At 52.4% G+C, this 16,178-nt stretch carries 16 protein-coding genes and 1 riboswitch; of the genes, 8 read left to right on the top strand and 8 right to left on the bottom strand.

Annotated features, from left to right (window positions below; translation table 11 throughout):
* Positions 1-11 precede the first annotated feature (11 nt).
* The 4 genes from BBD41_RS24305 (at position 12) to BBD41_RS24290 (ending at position 4,287) form a co-directional block, all read left to right on the top strand.
* Positions 12-848, top strand: coding sequence for a carbohydrate ABC transporter permease (locus BBD41_RS24305; RefSeq protein WP_077567213.1), 837 nt, complete (start codon positions 12-14; stop codon positions 846-848).
* A gap of 105 nt (positions 849-953) precedes the next feature.
* The gene (locus BBD41_RS24300) at positions 954-2,000 is read left to right on the top strand and encodes a Gfo/Idh/MocA family protein (RefSeq protein WP_099479118.1); all 1,047 of its coding nucleotides are present in this window, start codon (positions 954-956) and stop codon (positions 1,998-2,000) included.
* Positions 1,997-2,983, top strand: a complete 987-nt coding sequence (locus BBD41_RS24295; RefSeq protein WP_099479116.1) for a Gfo/Idh/MocA family protein — start codon at positions 1,997-1,999, stop codon at positions 2,981-2,983. Before BBD41_RS24300 ends, BBD41_RS24295 begins: the two co-directional genes overlap by 4 nt.
* A gap of 335 nt (positions 2,984-3,318) precedes the next feature.
* On the top strand, positions 3,319-4,287 hold the full coding sequence (locus BBD41_RS24290; RefSeq protein WP_077567216.1) for a Gfo/Idh/MocA family protein: 969 nt from the start codon (positions 3,319-3,321) through the stop codon (positions 4,285-4,287).
* A 126-nt stretch (positions 4,288-4,413) separates the two neighbouring features.
* Here BBD41_RS24290 and BBD41_RS24285 read toward each other — a convergent pair whose 3' ends face one another.
* The 5 genes from BBD41_RS24285 to BBD41_RS24265 form a co-directional block, all read right to left on the bottom strand.
* Positions 4,414-5,838: an NAD-dependent succinate-semialdehyde dehydrogenase gene (locus BBD41_RS24285; protein WP_077569040.1), complete on the bottom strand. Its 1,425-nt coding sequence runs from the start codon at positions 5,836-5,838 to the stop codon at positions 4,414-4,416.
* A gap of 306 nt (positions 5,839-6,144) precedes the next feature.
* Positions 6,145-7,107, bottom strand: coding sequence for a siderophore ABC transporter substrate-binding protein (locus BBD41_RS24280; RefSeq protein WP_099480772.1), 963 nt, complete (start codon positions 7,105-7,107; stop codon positions 6,145-6,147).
* Between the two features lie 362 nt (positions 7,108-7,469).
* Positions 7,470-8,228, bottom strand: coding sequence for an iron ABC transporter ATP-binding protein (locus BBD41_RS24275; RefSeq protein ID WP_099479113.1), 759 nt, complete (start codon positions 8,226-8,228; stop codon positions 7,470-7,472).
* On the bottom strand, positions 8,225-9,172 hold the full coding sequence (locus BBD41_RS24270) for an iron chelate uptake ABC transporter family permease subunit (RefSeq protein WP_077567218.1): 948 nt from the start codon (positions 9,170-9,172) through the stop codon (positions 8,225-8,227). The genes BBD41_RS24275 and BBD41_RS24270 overlap by 4 nt, the downstream gene beginning before the upstream one ends.
* The gene (locus tag BBD41_RS24265) at positions 9,162-10,115 is read right to left on the bottom strand and encodes an ABC transporter permease (protein ID WP_007132170.1); all 954 of its coding nucleotides are present in this window, start codon (positions 10,113-10,115) and stop codon (positions 9,162-9,164) included. The genes BBD41_RS24270 and BBD41_RS24265 overlap by 11 nt, the downstream gene beginning before the upstream one ends.
* A gap of 529 nt (positions 10,116-10,644) precedes the next feature.
* Here BBD41_RS24265 and BBD41_RS24260 point away from each other — a divergent pair.
* Positions 10,645-11,247 (top strand): nitroreductase family protein, encoded by a 603-nt coding sequence (locus BBD41_RS24260; RefSeq protein WP_099479111.1) that lies wholly within the window; start codon positions 10,645-10,647, stop codon positions 11,245-11,247.
* Between the two features lie 173 nt (positions 11,248-11,420).
* A riboswitch (TPP riboswitch) is annotated at positions 11,421-11,524 on the top strand.
* A gap of 101 nt (positions 11,525-11,625) precedes the next feature.
* Positions 11,626-12,231 (top strand): YkoF family thiamine/hydroxymethylpyrimidine-binding protein, encoded by a 606-nt coding sequence (locus tag BBD41_RS24255; RefSeq protein WP_077567220.1) that lies wholly within the window; start codon positions 11,626-11,628, stop codon positions 12,229-12,231.
* Between the two features lie 73 nt (positions 12,232-12,304).
* Here the strand turns inward: BBD41_RS24255 and BBD41_RS24250 are convergent, their stop codons facing one another.
* On the bottom strand, positions 12,305-12,403 hold the full coding sequence (locus tag BBD41_RS24250; RefSeq protein ID WP_077567221.1) for a sporulation protein YjcZ: 99 nt from the start codon (positions 12,401-12,403) through the stop codon (positions 12,305-12,307).
* A 115-nt stretch (positions 12,404-12,518) separates the two neighbouring features.
* The gene (locus BBD41_RS24245; RefSeq protein ID WP_099479109.1) at positions 12,519-13,217 is read right to left on the bottom strand and encodes a nucleotidyltransferase domain-containing protein; all 699 of its coding nucleotides are present in this window, start codon (positions 13,215-13,217) and stop codon (positions 12,519-12,521) included.
* Positions 13,218-13,356: 139 nt separating this feature from the next.
* Here BBD41_RS24245 and BBD41_RS24240 point away from each other — a divergent pair, with 139 nt between their 5' ends.
* Positions 13,357-14,079, top strand: a complete 723-nt coding sequence (locus BBD41_RS24240) for a class I SAM-dependent methyltransferase (RefSeq protein ID WP_077567223.1) — start codon at positions 13,357-13,359, stop codon at positions 14,077-14,079.
* A gap of 217 nt (positions 14,080-14,296) precedes the next feature.
* Positions 14,297-15,547 (top strand): methyl-accepting chemotaxis protein, encoded by a 1,251-nt coding sequence (locus BBD41_RS24235; RefSeq protein WP_077567224.1) that lies wholly within the window; start codon positions 14,297-14,299, stop codon positions 15,545-15,547.
* Positions 15,548-15,691: 144 nt separating this feature from the next.
* Here the strand turns inward: BBD41_RS24235 and BBD41_RS24230 are convergent, their stop codons facing one another.
* On the bottom strand, positions 15,692-16,177 hold the full coding sequence (locus BBD41_RS24230; RefSeq protein ID WP_077567225.1) for an NUDIX hydrolase: 486 nt from the start codon (positions 16,175-16,177) through the stop codon (positions 15,692-15,694).
* Between the last annotated feature and the right edge of the window lies 1 nt (position 16,178).

Raw genomic sequence — 16,178 nt, 5'->3', positions numbered from 1 at the left:
GAGTATACGACGTGAAAACGACAACCCGATCCGATAAAACGAGCCGTCTGGCTGCCCATCTCCTGTTAGCTGTCGGCGCGCTGGTCATGATCATGCCCTTTCTGTGGATGCTCTCCACTTCGGTCAAATCATTCGCGGACTCCATGTCCGTCCCGCCGAAATGGCTCCCGACCGAATGGCGCTTTGATAACTATGCCCGTGTGATCGACAGCATAGATTTCGGCACGTATTACTTGAACACGGTCATTGTCACGCTCGGGCGAACCGCCGGCCAGCTCGTGCTGTGCTCTCTTGCCGCCTATGCCTTCGCAAGCCTGCGGTTTCCGTTCAAAAATACGATCTTCCTCGCGCTGCTGGCCGTGCTGATGGTGCCATCGCAGGTCGTCATGATTCCGAGCTTCGTCATCATGCGCGAGTTCGAGTGGCTGGATACCTTCTACGTGCTGATCGTACCCGGCATATTCAGCGCCTTCGGCACCTTCCTGTTAAGACAGTTTTTCATGACGCTGCCCAAGGATCTGGAGGAGGCCGCCAAAATCGACGGCTGCAGTTATTTCCGCATCTATTGGAACATTTATCTGCCCTTGTCCAAAGCCGCGCTCGTGTCGCTTGCCATTTTTACGATACTGGCATCCTGGAACGATCTGCTGTGGCCGCTGATCATGACCAGCTCCGAGGAAATGCGCGTGCTGTCCATCGGCATTTCCAGCTTTCAGGGACAGCATTCCACCGATTACCCGCTGCTGATGGCCGGGGCTGTAATGGCCACGCTTCCGATCATCATTCTGTTCATTTTCCTGCAACGTTACTTTATTGAAGGGATCGCGATGAACGGCATTAAGGGGTAAGCGTTCGATCGTCTTGTTCTGTCGTAAATTTCGACTGTATTCACATGGTTGATGGGCCCGGCCGACTAGAGCACGGCTGGGCCCATCTATAAAGGAGTGTATAAAATGATACGTGTATTAGTCATCGGCGCAGGCACCATGGGAAGAGCCCACGCCTCAGCCTATGCCGTGATGCCTGGCGTGAAGCTTGTCGGCATCGCGGACATCCAGGCGGACAAAGCGGGCGGTCTGGCTGCCAAATGGAGCACCCGCGCGTTCCCTTCCTTCGAGGAAGCGGTGCAGGAGCTTGGCCTTGCCGGTATCGATGTTATCGACATTTGCCTGCCAACCCCGCTCCATAAGGAATTTGTCGTGAAGTCGGCTGATGCCGGCAAGCACGTCATCTGTGAAAAGCCCATCGCCCGCAGCGCGGAGGATGCCGCATTCATGATCCGCTATTGCCGCAAGAAGGGAGTTCGATTGTTCGTCGGGCATGTGCTCCGGTTCTTTCCGGAGTATGTTAAAGCCAAAGCGCTGCTGGACCAGGGATCGATCGGCAAGCCCGCCGTCATCCGGGCCGGCCGCGGCGGCGGATATCCGATCGGCTGGAATGACTGGTACAGCGACTTCGGTGCCAGCGGAGGCGTTACGCTCGATGCGATGATCCATGATTTCGACTATTTGCGCTGGTGCTTCGGCGAGGTTGAGCGCGTATACGCCAAGGGGCTTCACGGCCGCCATCAGGCACAGCTCGATTATGCGCTCGTGACCCTGCGGTTCCGAAGCGGAGTCATCGCTCATGTCGAAGGGACTTGGGCCCATGAGGGCTTCTCCATGTATTTCGAAATGGCCGGGACGACGGGCGTTATCGATTACGACAGCCGGACGGACACCCCGATCGTCTACAAATCGCGCCGCCAATCGGAGACGGTTCCGGGCGTCATCGTCCCTGAAAGCACGCTCGCCCAGAGCCCGTATTACCGTGAGCTTGCCCACTTCATGTCCTGCATCCAGGACGGCAGCGAGCCGCTGGTCACGGCGGAGGATGCGCTCGAGGCCTTGCGCGTCTCGCTGGCGGCACTGTCGTCCATGTCTTCCGGTCAGCCGGTCCTGCTCGCTCCGGATGCCGGGACCTTAGTCGAAGCTCATTCATACAGAGGGGTGATATCATGAAGATTGGCGTTATAAGCTTTGCACATATGCATGCATTCAGCTACACGAAAGCACTGCTCCAGATTGACGGCGTGGAGCTGGCCGGAATCGCCGATCCCGATGCGGAGCGTGGAGCCAAGTATGCGGAATATTTCGGAACGACCTATTATCCGGATTACCGGGAGCTTCTGGCGCAAGGCATTGACGGCGTCATCGTCACTTCCGAGAACGCCCATCACAAAGAGCATACTCTTGCCGCCGCGAAGGCCGGTGTCCATGTTCTCTGCGAAAAACCGCTATCCACCAATATAGCGGATGCCCAAGAGATGATTGAAGCATGCAAGGCAAGCGGCGTTCTGCTGCAGACCGCCTTCCCCGTCCGCTATAATTCCACGGTCATCCGCGCCAAGCAGTTGGTGGATGACGGCGCATTAGGCCGCATCCTGGCTATGAAAGGGACCAACCGGGGGCGTAATCCCGGGGGATGGTTCATTGATCCGGCACTCTCGGGAGGCGGCGCCGTCATCGATCATACGGTGCATGTGGCAGACATTATGCGCTGGATCTCCGGCGCCGAGGTAAAGGATGTTTACGCCGAGGTCGGCCATTTGATTTCAGAGAAGCCGATCGATGATTGCGGCATGCTGACCATGGAATTTGATAACGGCGTATTTGCGACGCTCGACTGCAGCTGGTCCCGCAATAAGGAATATCCGACCTGGGGCGACGTTACCTTGGAAATCATCGGCTCGCAGGGGACGATTAGCGTGAATGCGACCAGCCAGAAGCTGCACGTCTTTACCGATGAGTCCGGCTACCGCCATCATGCCTGGGGCGACAGCATGGATGCCGGACTGATACGTGATTTCATTGCAGCCATCTCATCCGGCGCTGCCAACGCTTCGGTCACCGGCGAGGACGGTCTGCAGGCACTCGCGGTTGCTGTAGCTGCGTACCGTTCATCAGAGCAAGGACGCACCGTGAACATGCAGGAATTGAAGTAAACTTCGGGCATTGCAAGGGGAAACACAGAAAGCAGCCTTATAAGGCTTGAGTTTGTCACCGTACGCTCGGTGCTTGGAGCTGGCATGTGCATGCAGCTGGCGCGTGCTTCGAGCTGACATGTGCTTTGAGCTGACATGTGCTTTGAGCCGGCATGTGGATGAATCCGTGCATCCCTAAATGCCCTATGCTTCCTATGGCTTTATATCGGCTGTCTTCCGGTATTAAGAGAAAATTACCGTGTTGAATAATATGGAAATCAGGGATATAATCACGAGGACTACGTACCGGAACGGGTGTGGTACGTTTACCTAACCACTAGGAGTGATCAATGCCAATGATTAAAGCAGGCGTAATCGGGGCCGGGGGGATGGGCGCCGTACACATCAAAAATCTCCACGAGCATGAGCATGTGCAGCTCGCCGCCATTTGCGATTCCAACGAAGCACTCGCCAAGGCACAGGCGGAGCAATACGGAGCCGCTTATTATACGGACGGCAGCGTCATGATTGACCAGGAGCCGCTCGATGTGCTGTATATCTGCATCCCGCCGTTCTGCCACGGCGATCTGGAAGAGCGCGCGGCAGCGAAAGGGATTCACTTGATGGTGGAGAAGCCGCTCGGACTTGATCTGGAATCCGTCCGCAGCAAAGCGAAAGCCATTGCGGACAGCGGGATTATTGCCGCTTCCGGCTATTGCTTGCGTTATTTGGATACGGTTGCAATCGCCAAGGATTATCTAAAGGACAAAAAAATCGGTATGGTTCGCGCCCATTACATTACCATGCCCGTACCGACACCATGGTGGCGCAAAAAAGAACTCTCGGGCGGCCAGCTCGTAGAGCAGTCTACGCATACCTTGGACCTGGTCAGGTATCTATGCGGCAATATTTCCAATCTGTATGCGAATATGGATTTGCTCCTCGTGCAGGATATCCCGGATCTGGACATTCCGGATGTCGGCGTCATCCAGTTCGTGCTTGAATCCGGAGCGCTTGGACAGATGCAAACCGGATTCATCCAATTCGACCACCGCACGGGCGTCGAAATCATGGGACGGGATTTCCGACTAGTTCTTGACGGAACTACGCTGTCCATTGTCGAGAAGGGAAAAGAAACAATATACCGGAGCAGCTCCAACTTCTATAAAAACCTGACCGATGCGCTGATCGAGGCCATCCGAAAGCAAGATCCCAGCCTCGTTCTGGCCTCCTATGATGAAGGCCTCAAGACGCTTGAAGCGACGCTGGCCGCCAACGAATCCGCGGAGACCGGCAAGGTTGTTCAGCTCTCATCCGTTGAATAAAATCATGCATCGCAAAAAGGGCGATCCCGCAGAGTCAACGGGGATCGCCCTTCTTACATCCGTTCTCGAAAGTGATTACACATCCATACTATAAACATAAATGAACTGCAATTACACTGCCATCAACTACAAACCAAGCGAGATGTACTTGATCTCCAAAAACTCATCGATCCCGTAATGCCCGCCTTCCCGTCCAAGCCCGCTTTCCTTGAAGCCGCCAAACGGCGCTTGGGCCGTAGACGGAACGGGATCGTTCACGCCCACGATGCCGTAGTCCAGCGCTTCGGCGATTCGCACCGCTTCCCCGAGATGCTGCGTGAATACATAAGCTGCCAGACCGTACGGACTGTTGTTGGCGCGCTTGATCGCCTCCTCGATGGCGGTGAAGGTGGTGATTGGCGCCAGCGGCCCGAATGTTTCCTCCTGCATGCATGCCATGTCGTCGGTAGCGTTCATAATGACGGTCGGTTCCACGAAGCGGTCGCCGAGCTCAGGCAGCTTCTTTCCGCCAGTCAGCACGACGCCTCCCTTCGCCTTCGCGTCCTGAATCTGCTTCACCACCTTATCCACTGCATCCTCATTGATGAGCGGTCCAATATCCGTGCCTTCCTTCAGCCCGTTTCCTACCTTCAGCTCGGAAGCAAGCCGCGTAACACGTTCTGCAAATTCCTCAGCTACGCGCTCCTCGACATAAATCCGGTTGGCGCAGACGCAGGTCTGCCCCCCGTTGCGGAACTTAGACGCGATCAAACCCGAAGCCGCCTGCTCCAAATCGGCATGCGCCGTCACGATAAACGGAGCGTGTCCGCCGAGCTCCAGCGATATCTTCTTCACATTCGCGGCCGCCCCGGCCATCAGTTTCTTGCCGACCTCGGTAGAGCCGGTAAAGGACAATTTCCGCACCCGGCTGTCCTGCTGCCATGCCTCCGCGATTTCACTCGAGGGACCCGTCACGAGATTGATCACTCCTGCCGGAATGCCAGCTTGCTCCGCAAGCTCAACCAGCTTGACGGCGGTAAACGGCGTCTCGCTTGAAGGCTTGATGACCACGGTGCAGCCCGCAGCCAGTGCCGGCGCGACCTTACGGGTAATCATCGAGGCCGGAAAGTTCCAAGGCGTAATCGCAGCAACGACACCGACCGGCTGTTTGGTTACGATAATCCGCTTCTTGTTCGACGAAGCGGGAATCGTCTCGCCATAGATGCGTTTGCCTTCCTCCGCATACCAAGAGACGAAGCTGTTCGCATAGGCAATCTCTCCTGCTGCCTCCTTCAGCGGCTTGCCCTGCTCCATCGTCATGATCCACGCCAGCTCATCGGTATGCTCACTGATCTGTTCAAACCAGCGGCGAAGCAGATCGCCGCGCTCCTGGGCCGTCAGCCCCGACCAATGCCCGAATGCTTCAGCCGCAGCATCCACGGCCTGTTCGGCCTCGATTCTGCCGGCCTTCGGCACGGTCCCGATCACCTTGCCGTCCGCCGGATTATACACCTCGATCGACTTGTCGGTCCGGATCCATTGGCCGCCGATATATATTTGATCTCGAAACATCATATATAACCTCCTGTCTTCTTGCAAGACTGCAGCTTAAACCCTGATTCAACGAATGCTGCCATATTCTTTATTATCCGATAATCGATGATCCAAAGCAAAGAAACGAACATAAGGGACGAAGCGATAAGATCACAGCTCCAGCCGAAATGCCGAGTTGTTCTAATTGGGAGACGCTTGCTCACGCAGCTCGACAGTGAAATCGGCTAAATACAACGAAAGATGGCGGGACACGGAATGCTCCGGGTACCGCCATCTTTTTGAATTTGAGCTTGTATTATGAAGGAATCTTCGTATCCCTCACTATTACTTGATAGCCGCATCCACCTCTTTAACCATCTCGGATACGGAAGTCAAACCGCCGCCGGACAGGTACCAGAAATCAGGATCCAAGTACACGATATGCCCTTCTTTCGCAGCGTTCGTTGTATTGACGAGCTCGTTCTCAACAACTGCCTTCGCGCCGGATTCGCCGTTTCCTGTAGCTACGGCTGCGCCGCGGTCAACGACAAACAGGTAGTCCGGATTTTTCTCTACAATATACTCGTTCGAGATGTCTTTACCATGGGTGCTAACTTCAATGGTGGTGTCCACCGCTTTGAATCCGAACACATCGTGCAGGATGCCGAAGCGCGAGCCTGGACCGTATGCGCTGATCTTGCCTTCGTTCGCAAGAATGATCAGTGCGTTTTTGCCAGTTGCCGTTGCTTTTTCATTCAATGCCTTAATGCTGTCTTCAATCGTTTTCAGCTCTTGCTCAACCTCGGCTTCCTTGCCGAAAATTTGTCCGAGCGTGTTCATGTTCTCTTCAAAGGATTCCATGTATTTGCTTGTATCCACGCCCAGGAAGACTGTAGGAGCGATTTTGTTAAGCTCGTCATAGGCTTCCTGCTGTCTGCCGGAAATGATGATCAGGTCCGGTTTGATGCTGTTGATTTTCTCGAAGTCAGGCTCTTTCAGGCTGCCGACGTTCTCGTATTTCTTGTCCTCGAATTTGGATAGGTACGAAGGAATATTCGCTTGCGGTACGCCAAGTACTTCTACACCCAGCTTATCCAAGGAATCCAGAATTCCGAAATCGAATACGACAACGCGCGTAGGATTCTTCTTTATATCTGCTTTGCCAAGCTTATGCGTAATCGTAATCTTCTCGGAAGCTGGCGTGTTCGTATCACCGCCGGCTGCTCCCGTTGCCTCCTTATCCTGTCCGCAAGCTGCGAGTACGAAAGTGAACATTGCTACCATAACTAACGCTAACCATTTTTTCATTGCTTCCACCCCGTTTGAATGATTTTTTATATTCGTAATCCATGGTTTATGACTTCTTGTCATGCTGATTCCTATGCGTTTGTCGCACATAACCTTTGGTCAAGCCCGGTTAAGCTTCTCCTACCCAACGATCTAATCCTATGTATAACCGTTCATCCCTCCTGGCTGTAATCAAGAATAGCAATGAAGTTTCATTTATTTTGAATTTTTGGTTGATTCTGTAATATTAGGAGGACGCATAGAACCGTGCCGTCCTTCTAAAAGGCAGCCAGGTCTGTCCGGACGGATAGGAACGCTAGGGCTTAAGCCTTTCGGAATGTCTCCCGGTTCTTATCCTCCGAACGCTTATTTCATCCTTGACGTTAGGCGTAGTATACACACACTCTGTTATCGTTAATCTCTTCGATCTCAATGTCCATATCATAGATGCTGCGAAGCACGTTGCTCTGAATAATATGCTCTGTCGGGCCTTCGCTCTCGATCGCCCCATCCTTCAACGCCACGATGTAATCGGAGTAAAACGAAGCAAAGTTGATATCATGAATGACGATGACAATCGTTTTGTTCAGATCGGTGACAAGCTTTCTGAGGATTTTCATAATCTGCACCGAATGCTTCATGTCCAGATTGTTCAGCGGTTCATCAAGCAGGATATACTCGGTGTTCTGAGCAATGACCATCGCGATGTAGGCGCGCTGGGTCTGACCGCCGCTGAGCTGGTGAAGGTATTTATGCTGCATATCCTGAAGCTCCATATAAGCGATCGCTTCATCCACGTACTTCTCATCTTCCGCCGTCAGCCTGCCTTGGGAGTAAGGAAAACGTCCGAAGGATACGATCTCGCGTACCGTCAGGCGGAGGCTGATGTGGTTCGACTGCTTCAAGATTGAAACCTTCTTCGCCAGATCACCGCTCTTCCATTGGCTGACTTCCTTGCCGTCCACGGTAATCTGTCCGCTATCCTTGCCCGTCAGTCTGCTGATCATGGACAGCAATGTACTTTTACCGGCCCCGTTCGGACCGATAAAGGACGTGATTTGGCCTTTCGGGATCGTAACCGACACGTTGTCGACGACTTTTTTGCCGCCATAGACTTTCGATACGTTCGTAACCTGGATCATGCTTTACTCTCCTTTAATAGCAGGTATATAAAGTAAACACCGCCGATGAAGTTGATGATGACGCTGAGCGTCGTGGAGAAGGTAAACACCCGTTCTACAATCAATTGACCGCCAACCAATGCGATGACGCTGATCAGTATGGAAGCTGATATCAAGAAGGAATGACGGTAGGTTTTCATAAATTCATAAGCAACGTTGACGACCAGCAGTCCAAGGAATGTGATCGGACCCACCAGCGCTGTAGCAACCGAGATCAGCACCGCCACAACGATCAACAGCCGCTTAACGACATAATCGTAGTTCACGCCAAGGTTGATCGCCTGCTCCCGACCGAGCGCAAGCACGTTCAGATACTTGGTGAATCTGGCGAAATACAGGAGCGTAACGGCAACGACGATGCTTGCCATGATCAGCAGATCGGTCTTTACGTTGTTAAAGCTTGCAAACATCTTATCCGCTACATACTGGAACTCGTTCGGATCGATCAGCACCTCCATGAAGGAGGACATGCTCGAGAACAAGGTGCCGAAGATCATACCGATCAGGAGGAGGAAGTAAATATTATTGCCTTCCCTCCGGAACAGAAGCCGGTATAACACGCCGGCGAACAGAATCATGGCCCCGACGTTGATCAGGAAATTCACATTGCTTCCCAGTTCGTACAGTGTGAAGGAGCCGAACACGAAGATGACGGTCGTCTGAATCAAAATGTATAAAGAATCCAATCCCATGACGCTCGGCGTCAATATCCGGTTATTCGTGACCGTTTGAAACACCATGGTCGACAGGGCGATCGCCCCGCCGGTCAGAATAATGGCCAGCACCTTCTTGATTCTTCGCGGGAAGGCATAGTCCCAACTGCCGCCAAGATCGATGAACAGAAAGGCCGCCACCAGAATAATTGCCACCGCGGCCAGCAGGCCGATTTTGGCTCTATAAGTCATAAGCCTTTCTCCTCATCAGTAAGTAAATGAAAATACCGCTTCCGAGCACGCCCACGGTCAGACTGATCGGAATTTCGTATGGGTAAATGATGATCCGGCCAAGGATATCGCAGAACAGAACGAATCCGGCCCCTAGCAGCGCGGTATGGGAAAGGCTTTTTTTCAAATGGTCTCCCAGATACAGGCTTACAATATTCGGTATGATCAAACCGAGAAAAGGAATCACGCCGACCGTCAATACGACGGATGCGGTTACCAGCGCTACAATGACCAAGCCCAAATTAACGACGCGCCGGTAATGAAGTCCTAGGTTCGTGGCGAATTCCTCACCCATGCCGGCAACCGTGAATTTGTTGGCGAACAGGTAGGCCAGGATGACCAGCGGAACACTGATATACAGAAGTTCGTATTGTCCCTTGATGATCATGGAAAAATCGCCTTGAAGCCATGCGGACATGTTCTGAATGAGATCATATTTATAAGCGAAGAACGTAGCGATCGAGCTTACAATGTTCCCGAACATGAGTCCGACGAGCGGAATAAAGATCGCATCCTTGAACTTGATCCGGTCCAGGATCTTCATGAAGATAAACGTGCCGGCAAGAGCGAATACAAAAGCTACCAGCATTTTCACAAGCGGTCCGCTTGTCGTGAATACGAGCATCGCTACGAGAATCCCCAGTCTTGCGGAATCCATCGTTCCCGCCGTTGTCGGCGATACGAACTTGTTGCGGCTAAGCTGCTGCATGATCAATCCGCAGATACTCATGCTGACTCCAGCCAGAATTAAACTGACCAGACGCGGCAAGCGGCTGACGAGCATAATATGCTGTTGTTGTTCCGTCATGGAGAATAAGTCCAGCGGCGAAATATCTTTGACTCCGATAAATAAGGAGACGATGGAAAGCGCCACAACGGCTGCGGCTAAGTAAATGATCTTCATGGCTCTTCCTTCTATGCATATGTCTCTGATTAATCCGGCAGCTCGTAATTCAGTCATCATTCTCATTGAGATTGATTATCAATTACGTTCTGATAAGCATTATATCATCCTCATTCTCAACCGACAAGTATAATTGAGAATCAAACTCAATTAAATTTTTCATCTTTGCATGATTTGTTCATCATTTGTTCATAATATGAAGCTTGGCTGGAATAGCCGTTGTTGTCCTTCATCCTTCCTTTGTTCTCCCTCTTTACGCCTTATTATAGGAAAGAAAATTTCAGCTGCCTGTTACAGCTCCTGATTACGGGGTATTACATCAATAAATTCTCGATTACGGGGTTGACAATGACCAATGAGATATAATAACATACTAACGGAAGTATTATTTCTTACGATAAGTAAGTTGTTAAGGAATAATAATTCAACTTTTATTAGCGATTACCGTGATGCATATTTGCTTGAATGATAGGACATCTTTTTATCAGGCGTATGCAATCCAAACCATGACTCAGGAGGGTTTATCAACATGTCTAAAGACTTCCTTACCGCACTTAAAAATCGCCGTTCCTACTATGCGATCAGCAAGGATTCCGTCATCTCCGATGAGCGTATCCAAGAAATCGTGAAAGATGCCGTTAAATACACGCCTTCTTCCTTCAACTCCCAAAGCGCACGCGCGGTCGTTCTGCTTGGTGAGCAGCATGACAAGCTGTGGAATATTACGGAAGGCATTCTGAAGGAAGTGGTGGGCGACGAGCAAGCATTCAAATCCACTGCTGAGAAAATGGCCTCTTTCCGTGCAGGCTATGGCACCGTGCTGTTCTTCGAGGACAATGACGTCATCGCAGGGCTTCAGCAAAACTTTGCGCTCTATGCCGACAACTTCCCGGTATGGGCTAATCAGTCGAACGGCATGCTTCAGCTCGTTGTGTGGACAATGCTGGAAGCCGAAGGACTGGGTGCTTCCCTGCAGCACTACAACCCGCTGATCGACGAAAAAGTAAAAGCGGAATGGAACATCCCAGAAAACTGGAAGCTGATTGCGCAAATGCCGTTCGGCAAGCCGGTCGCTGAGCCAGGGGACAAGGAATTTGCTCCGCTTGAAGATCGCGTGAAAGTTTACAACTAAGCGAGACAAGATCAAAAGCGCCATCAGGAAGCTTTGCACAAGCTCCCCGTGGCGGCTTTTTGCTGCGGTCCATTGTTTTTTCGATCCCAAGACGTTACAATTACCAGGTAAAGAAGCCGCCCTCTTTCGAAGCTTGTACCGGCCGGCATCAAAGTAAAACTTCATATCTTGTGTTGCTGTACTAGGGGTGCCTTGTGCTGAGAAACGGCGGAACCGCCGTTAACCCTTACTACCCGATCTAGGTCATGCTAGCGTGGGGAAGTGTAGCGTTTATGTTTATGTATTTTTCGCGTAGACATTGCCGCACTTTCCAACGGGGTGCGGTTTTTTTGCGTTCTATTTAACGTTCTTAAATTTATGCTGCGGGAGGAAACGACAATGAATGAGCTAGTATGCGGAACCAGCCGGATTGTTGGCTGCCGGTTCTCGGTATTTCCGATGACGGACCGCTTCGTCGAAGTGATTATGGGAGCACTAAAGTCTGTGCAAACGGATAAGGTATGGATTCACACCGATGATGTCAGCACTTGCGTCCGGGGCCGTGCGGAGCATGTTTTTGACGTGACCCGGGCGATATTCGCCCATGCGGCAGCTTCCGGCGTACATACGGTTTTTAACGGAACCTACTCGATCGGCTGCCCCGGCGATACGGATGCGGATGTCTATATGTCCGAGGATTCCCGGGTGTTAAACAGCGAGCTTGGACCGCATGCGGATATCGAAAGCGCCTGCCAGTTCGCCTTATACCCGCTCGGGACCGAGCAATACATGGATATCATTTACGGCGAAGTGCAGCGTGCCAAGGAAAAAGGAACCTTCGGGGGCAGCGTCCATTACGCAAGCCGTCTTGACGGAACGCTCTCGCGCGTATTCGAATCCCTGGAGGATGCGTTCAGTCATGCCATACAAACGGACTCCAGCCACCTGGTGATGACCGCTGTCGTGTCTGCGCACAGCCCATCACCAAAGCATAGAAGCGTATAATATGCAGCTTAAGCAGGCAAGGACCCGGCAAAATGCCGGGTCCTTGCGCTATCCACCGCGTATCCTTGATGAATCAAACCCAAGCAAGCGAGATGATTACGAGCAGGATAAAGAGAACCAATATAATACCCGTAGATGTGCCCCATACATCTCCACCATATGTTCCGCTCATGAAGATCCCTCCTGGATTTATTGAAATACGTGATGTTATCACATATTACGGTATGATCCGGAAAGGATGCCGGTCACGGCAGCTGTACCGCTTGTCTTGCCCCAACCTGGTTGCCTTATTCTTCATAACCGGCAAGCAGCGGGCCGCCGTAAGGGAGCAGCACCTGCTCGCACAGCTTCATAAGCTGTTCCGATTGCCGGCTCCGGTACATCGCCTCCAGCGCATGCACCAGCTGCTCGCCAAAGCGCGGGTCGAACCCCGACACTAACCGGAACAGCGTCTTCCCCTCCCCCGTCCACTGCCGGTTCACCCTCAGGACAAACTCGCAGAGCAGAGTCGATATTTTTTGAACGGTAAACCAGGCTTCCCCGTCCCCTTTGGCTTGCTCAAGATCCATCATATACTCGGTGATCATGTACCGGGCTGCATCAATATCGGACATCGTTAACGGCAGCGGGCCGTAAGCCAGATCAGCCTGCGCCTCCTCGCGAATGTTGTCCCCCTCCGGTACCGAGCGAAGGACGATGCCTTCGGCCATGATCCGCTGCAGTGTCGGATTCGCCGCAACGATGCCTGCGTCAAAATCCTCGCGATAGCCTGAGCTTGATACGATAAACAGCTCTACGATCCAGCCGGCAGCTTCGATCGTCCTTCTTCTCAGCCCTTCGCCTTCTCTCTCTACAATGATCACGTCAAGGTCGGAATGCTCGTTGTGTTCTCCTCTGGAAGCACTGCCCCCCAGTACAGCCAGCAGACAATCCGGATATTGTTCCGACACGACCTTCATGGCGGCCTGAATCGGCTCCATCTTCATGCGTCTTTCCCCCAAACCGCTCATATCTTCAAAAAAAGGGCTCAAAATAGTAAATTCAGCGAAAACCCCAAACGTACCTCAATCATATGGTAAATAAACAAATATCCTTATGCAGACGACGAAAGTAGGGATCAATCCGATGAATTACATTAATATGCTGTCCAAATTAGGGATGGGCAGCGCCCACCCCGGCGGATTCGAAGCAACACTGCGAATGCTGAAATCGTACCCCATCCGGCCGAGCAGCCGAATTCTGGAGGTTGGCTGCGGCACCGGCCGAACGGCCTGCCATCTATCCGGCCTGGGCTACCAGGTGACGGCCATTGACCTGAATGAACATATGATAACCAAAGCGAAAGCCAGGGCGGAGGCTATGGGGGCGGACGTGGAATTTCTTCAGGCTGACGTATGCTCGCTGCCTTTTCCGGACCATCAATTCGATGTCATCCTGGCCGAGTCGGTCACCGTCTTCACCGACGCGTCGCGTTCCATCCCGGAATATTACCGCGTACTGGATGCCGGCGGCATTTTATTGGACAGGGAGCTGATTCTCGACAAGAGCATGCCTGAGCCGCAGCTTGGCGAGCTGCTTGCCTTCTTCGGCATCCCCTGCCTCATGGACCGGGAGAAATGGCGCGATGCGCTGCTGGGCAGTGGCTTCAGGCTGGCCGAGGTTTTGGAGTACAATCATTTCAACGAACAGCTGAAGGAGGAGCAGACGCGCCACCTGGACGCCTATGAGCAGCGGGATAAAGGGATCTTGCTCGATCTCGCGCTCTGGGAGACGGTCTTCAAGCATGACCGCATGATTCTCGACAACACCGAGTATTTGGCCTCCGCATTGTTCCGGGCGGAGAAATAGATAATCGATGGGGCGGTTTTTTTGCGCATCCGCGTGGAAATCCGCTCTATTCTTTTTATGAGGATGATTAGAGGTCCGGGGCTTTCTGGTCTTCTCCAGCGTCAGGTCTTTAGACTCATCTGATTGAAAATTTTGTAATTCCTTATATCTACTTTTGTCGCATAATGCTATAATCATGGTAAAAATATCCTATGTCGCTTGAGGAGGATTCATTCGTATGGCATGGTTCAACAGACTCCCGATCGCTCAAAAAATCACAGCAGCCTGTTATCTCATTGCCGCCTTGTTCGCGCTGCCAATGCTGATTGCCTTTATCATTCTGGGTAAGGCGGTTATTGGTATCGTGCTTGTTGCGGTGCTAATCGGACTCACGTATCCTCTTTCCCGAGTTATTGAGAGAGCGCTTACGAGCACGTTCTCCGAAATCTCCAGCGTCTCCGCCAAAATTGCCAAAGGGGACTTTACCTTCCAGGTAGAAGAGATGGGAGGAATGAATGATCTCAGCAGAACCTTCAACAGCATGGTGGACAAGCTCCGCAAAATCCTTCAGGAAACCTCCGACATTACCCGCAGCGTCATGACTTCAAGCCGGAATATATCAACCAAAAATCAGGAGCTGATCCAGGTCATGAACCAGGTGTCGCTTTCTGCAGGAGAGCTGGCCGTCGGAGCCGGCGAAATCTCGGAGGACGTAGCCGCAATGACCGACTCCATCAAGGAAATCGAGGAGAAGGTCGGCAATTACACCCACTCTACCCATGAAATGAACTCCCGGTCGATGGCAACTCTGCAGCTGGTGGAGCAAGGAAGAGAATCGGTATCCCGGCAGTCGAGCGGCATGCAGCGAAATATCGAGGCTACGGCCAAAGTATCCGAATCCATTGATGCGCTTGCGCGAAACGCCAAAGGCATTACGAAAATTACCGAAACGATCTCCGAGCTGGCCGATCAGACGAATCTGCTGTCATTAAACGCTTCAATCGAGGCGGCCCGTGCCGGCGAGCACGGTGCAGGCTTTGCCGTTGTAGCCCAGGAGGTTCGAAAGCTCGCAGAGGAATCGACCTCTTCCACGCGTGAAGTATTCAATCTGGTTCGCAGCATTGAGGCGGACATCAAGCATGCAACCCAGAACATTAAGATCAATGAGGATGTCGTGCGCCAACAGACGGAGCTGATCCGGGAAGCCGAGGAAGTCTTCATGCAGATCGTAAGCAGCGTGCAGTACATCACCGAGCAGATTGCCGCCTTCTCCAAGGAAAGCGAGTCCATGCTGGAGAGCGCGCAGAGCATATCGGCCGCCATTCAGAACATTTCGGCCATTACCCAGCAGTCCGCGGCGGGCACGGAGCAGGTATCCGCCTCCATGAACGAGGGGATTACCTCGATCAAGAAGATGGCCGAGGAAGCGGAAGCAATGAACAACGCGGTCTTCCAGCTGCAGAAGACGATCAATATTTTCAAATTCTAAATGTTATACATACAAAAAGCAGGCCTGAGTCGGAATGGAGCCGATTGGGCCTGCTTTTTGCATTCCTCGAAGACCTGCCAGGATGAATCCGGGATCGCGGAAGCCGTATTTACGTTTCACAAAATACTGTGGAATCCAATTCAATTATTCCTCGCTCATGTGCGGCTCGAGATCATTCTTCGTGGTCCGCTTATCGTCCTCATCCATGATCTGTTCTGCCATCATTTCAGCAAACGGCGTCAGCGGCAGCGCGCTCAGCCGCTCCAGCGGAATCCATGCCGCGCCTAACGAATCCTCGCCGTCCGCTTCCGCTTTCAAGCCCGCCGGCTCTTCCGTCAGCTCCACATCATATATGATCCCGATATGATGAAGCTCCTCCAGCCTGCTCTCATCATATTGATAGATCAACGTGTAGGAGACGGCCGTCCGAATCGTTCCCTGGATTGACGACAGGCCTGTCTCCTCCAGAAATTCACGCTGCAGCGTTCGCTCGGGCTCTTCTCCGAACTCGACCGAGCCGCCGGGCAGATCCCATTTTCCCCGATGGGGACCCCGGGCTTTCTGAACCAGCAATAGGCGCTGATTGCGAATTAATACGCCATAAATGCCGAGATGGGTATATTTCTCCAAG

It is taken from the genome of Paenibacillus ihbetae, assembly GCF_002741055.1.
Taxonomy (GTDB): domain Bacteria; phylum Bacillota; class Bacilli; order Paenibacillales; family Paenibacillaceae; genus Paenibacillus_AQ; species Paenibacillus_AQ ihbetae.
This window is presented reverse-complemented; position numbering and strand designations above follow the sequence as displayed.

Excerpts from the sequence above, each read along its gene's own strand:
- BBD41_RS24255 (WP_077567220.1), top strand. The coding sequence starts at position 11,626 with ATGAATGAGCTAGTATGCGGAACCAGCCGGATTGTTGGCTGCCGGTTC.
- BBD41_RS24235 (WP_077567224.1), top strand. The coding sequence starts at position 14,297 with ATGGCATGGTTCAACAGACTCCCGATCGCTCAAAAAATCACAGCAGCC.
- BBD41_RS24275 (WP_099479113.1), bottom strand. The coding sequence starts at position 8,228 with ATGATCCAGGTTACGAACGTATCGAAAGTCTATGGCGGCAAAAAAGTC.
- BBD41_RS24270 (WP_077567218.1), bottom strand. The coding sequence starts at position 9,172 with ATGACTTATAGAGCCAAAATCGGCCTGCTGGCCGCGGTGGCAATTATT.
- BBD41_RS24285 (WP_077569040.1), bottom strand. The coding sequence starts at position 5,838 with ATGTTTCGAGATCAAATATATATCGGCGGCCAATGGATCCGGACCGAC.
- BBD41_RS24295 (WP_099479116.1), top strand. The coding sequence starts at position 1,997 with ATGAAGATTGGCGTTATAAGCTTTGCACATATGCATGCATTCAGCTAC.
- BBD41_RS24300 (WP_099479118.1), top strand. The coding sequence starts at position 954 with ATGATACGTGTATTAGTCATCGGCGCAGGCACCATGGGAAGAGCCCAC.
- BBD41_RS24245 (WP_099479109.1), bottom strand. The coding sequence starts at position 13,217 with ATGAAGATGGAGCCGATTCAGGCCGCCATGAAGGTCGTGTCGGAACAA.
- BBD41_RS24290 (WP_077567216.1), top strand. The coding sequence starts at position 3,319 with ATGATTAAAGCAGGCGTAATCGGGGCCGGGGGGATGGGCGCCGTACAC.
- BBD41_RS24250 (WP_077567221.1), bottom strand. The coding sequence starts at position 12,403 with ATGAGCGGAACATATGGTGGAGATGTATGGGGCACATCTACGGGTATT.
- BBD41_RS24265 (WP_007132170.1), bottom strand. The coding sequence starts at position 10,115 with ATGAAGATCATTTACTTAGCCGCAGCCGTTGTGGCGCTTTCCATCGTC.
- BBD41_RS24280 (WP_099480772.1), bottom strand. The coding sequence starts at position 7,107 with ATGAAAAAATGGTTAGCGTTAGTTATGGTAGCAATGTTCACTTTCGTA.
- BBD41_RS24240 (WP_077567223.1), top strand. The coding sequence starts at position 13,357 with ATGAATTACATTAATATGCTGTCCAAATTAGGGATGGGCAGCGCCCAC.
- BBD41_RS24260 (WP_099479111.1), top strand. The coding sequence starts at position 10,645 with ATGTCTAAAGACTTCCTTACCGCACTTAAAAATCGCCGTTCCTACTAT.